Consider the following 3174-nt stretch of genomic DNA (forward strand, 5'->3'; position numbering starts at 1 on the left):
TGACACGACGTCGGCGGTGTGCTTGAGCCCCGCTACATTATCGGCGCGGAATCACTTGACCAGTGAGCTATTACGCACTCTTTCAAGGATGGCTGCTTCTAAGCCAACCTCCTGGTTGTCTCTGCGACTCCACATCCTTTCCCACTTAGCACACGCTTAGGGGCCTTAGTCGATGCTCTGGGCTGTTTCCCTCTCGACCATGGAGCTTATCCCCCACAGTCTCACTGCCGCGCTCTCACTTACCGGCATTCGGAGTTTGGCTAAGGTCAGTAACCCGGTAAGGCCCATCGCCTACCCAGTGCTCTACCTCCGGCAAGAAACACACGACGCTGCACCTAAATGCATTTCGGGGAGAACCAGCTATCACGGAGTTTGATTGGCCTTTCACCCCTAACCACAGGTCATCCCCCAGGTTTTCAACCCTGGTGGGTTCGGGCCTCCACGAAGTCTTACCTCCGCTTCACCCTGCCCATGGCTAGATCACCCCGCTTCGGGTCTTGAACACGCTACTCAACGCCCTCTTCGGACTCGCTTTCGCTACGGCTCCCCCACACGGGTTAACCTCGCAACATGCCGCAAACTCGCAGGCTCATTCTTCAAAAGGCACGCAGTCACGACACCGAGCGCAAGCACTCGATGCGACGCTCCCACGGCTTGTAGGCACACGGTTTCAGGTACTCTTTCACTCCGCTCCCGCGGTACTTTTCACCATTCCCTCACGGTACTATCCGCTATCGGTCACCAGGGAATATTTAGGCTTGACGGGTGGTCCCGCCAGATTCACACAGGATTTCTCGGGCCCCATGCTACTTGGGAAACCTTCAAATGAGCCGCAACAATTTCAGCTACGGGGGTCTTACCCTCTACGCCGGGCCTTTCGCATGCCCTTCGCCTATTACCACGGTTTCTTACTCACCGACCGGCCGGCAGACCGATCAAGAAAGCTCCCACAACCCCGCATGCGCAACCCCTGCCGGGTCTCACACACATACGGTTTAGCCTCCTCCGGTTTCGCTCACCACTACTCCCGGAATCACGGTTGTTTTCTCTTCCTACGGGTACTGAGATGTTTCACTTCCCCGCGTTCCCTCCACACCGCCTATACATTCAGCGGCAGGTGACAGCCCATGACGACTGCCGGGTTCCCCCATTCGGACACCCCCGGATCACAGCTCGGTTGACAGCTCCCCGGGGCCTATCGCGGCCTCCCACGTCCTTCATCGGTTCCTGGTGCCAAGGCATCCACCGTGCGCCCTTAAAAACTTGGCCACAGATGCTCGCGTCCACTGTGCAGTTCTCAAACAACAACCAGCCACCCACCACCCCACCCCACACAGAGACGAGTTCACTGGGACCGGCACCGAAGACACGACCACACGGCCGCACCCTCAGACACCCAACAGCGCGCCCAACACCCACAGTCGCTCTTCACGTTCCACGCCGAAGCAGTACTAGCAAAACCAACCACAAGTGCCGAATAGTCAACGTTCCACCCATGAGCAACCAGCATCAGACACGCGCTGATGTACTGGCCTCTGGCCACCCCACAACCGGGGGCGACAAGATGCTCCTTAGAAAGGAGGTGATCCAGCCGCACCTTCCGGTACGGCTACCTTGTTACGACTTCGTCCCAATCGCCAGTCCCACCTTCGACGATTCCCTCCCACAAGGGGTTGGGCCACCGGCTTCGGGTGTTACCGACTTTCGTGACGTGACGGGCGGTGTGTACAAGGCCCGGGAACGTATTCACCGCAGCAATGCTGATCTGCGATTACTAGCGACTCCGACTTCATGGGGTCGAGTTGCAGACCCCAATCCGAACTGAGACCGGCTTTTTGAGATTCGCTCCACCTCACGGCATCGCAGCTCATTGTACCGGCCATTGTAGCACGTGTGCAGCCCAAGACATAAGGGGCATGATGACTTGACGTCGTCCCCACCTTCCTCCGAGTTGACCCCGGCAGTCTCCCGTGAGTCCCCATCACCCCGAAAGGCATGCTGGCAACACAGGATAAGGGTTGCGCTCGTTGCGGGACTTAACCCAACATCTCACGACACGAGCTGACGACAGCCATGCACCACCTGTACACCGACCCAAAGGGGGACCCTGTCTCCAGAGTTTTCCGGTGTATGTCAAGCCTTGGTAAGGTTCTTCGCGTTGCGTCGAATTAAGCCACATGCTCCGCCGCTTGTGCGGGCCCCCGTCAATTCCTTTGAGTTTTAGCCTTGCGGCCGTACTCCCCAGGCGGGGCACTTAATGCGTTAGCTGCGGCACGGACGACGTGGAATGCCGCCCACACCTAGTGCCCAACGTTTACGGCGTGGACTACCAGGGTATCTAATCCTGTTCGCTCCCCACGCTTTCGCTCCTCAGCGTCAGTATCGGCCCAGAGATCCGCCTTCGCCACCGGTGTTCCTCCTGATATCTGCGCATTTCACCGCTACACCAGGAATTCCAATCTCCCCTGCCGAACTCTAGCCTGCCCGTATCGAATGCAGACCCGGGGTTAAGCCCCGGGCTTTCACATCCGACGCGACAGGCCGCCTACGAGCTCTTTACGCCCAATAATTCCGGACAACGCTCGCACCCTACGTATTACCGCGGCTGCTGGCACGTAGTTAGCCGGTGCTTCTTCTGCAGGTACCGTCACTCGCGCTTCTTCCCTGCTGAAAGAGGTTTACAACCCGAAGGCCGTCATCCCTCACGCGGCGTCGCTGCATCAGGCTTGCGCCCATTGTGCAATATTCCCCACTGCTGCCTCCCGTAGGAGTCTGGGCCGTGTCTCAGTCCCAGTGTGGCCGGTCGCCCTCTCAGGCCGGCTACCCGTCGTCGCCTTGGTAGGCCATCACCCCACCAACAAGCTGATAGGCCGCGGGCTCATCCTGCACCGCCGGAGCTTTCCACCACCAGACCATGCGGCCGGTGGTCATATCCGGTATTAGACCCCGTTTCCAGGGCTTGTCCCAGAGTGCAGGGCAGATTGCCCACGTGTTACTCACCCGTTCGCCACTAATCCCCGGCCGAAACCGGTTCATCGTTCGACTTGCATGTGTTAAGCACGCCGCCAGCGTTCGTCCTGAGCCAGGATCAAACTCTCCGTGAATGCATCATTCGCGGAAGAGCGGAACACGCCGGGAGGAATAATCCCGACGGTTCACAGCGTCCTCGCTGTC

Annotated in this window: 2 rRNA genes; both read right to left on the minus strand. The window is 58.8% G+C overall.

Going from position 1 to position 3174, the window contains the following annotated elements:
• Nucleotides 1–1269: ribosomal RNA gene (locus tag SCA03_RS34565) — 23S ribosomal RNA — on the minus strand; the annotation flags it as partial.
• Nucleotides 1270–1575: 306 nt separating this feature from the next.
• Nucleotides 1576–3104, minus strand: a 16S ribosomal RNA gene (locus tag SCA03_RS34570).
• Between the last annotated feature and the right edge of the window lie 70 nt (nt 3105–3174).

The sequence above is a fragment of the Streptomyces cacaoi genome (genome assembly GCF_006539165.1).
GTDB classification, from domain to species: Bacteria; Actinomycetota; Actinomycetes; order Streptomycetales; family Streptomycetaceae; genus Streptomyces; species Streptomyces cacaoi.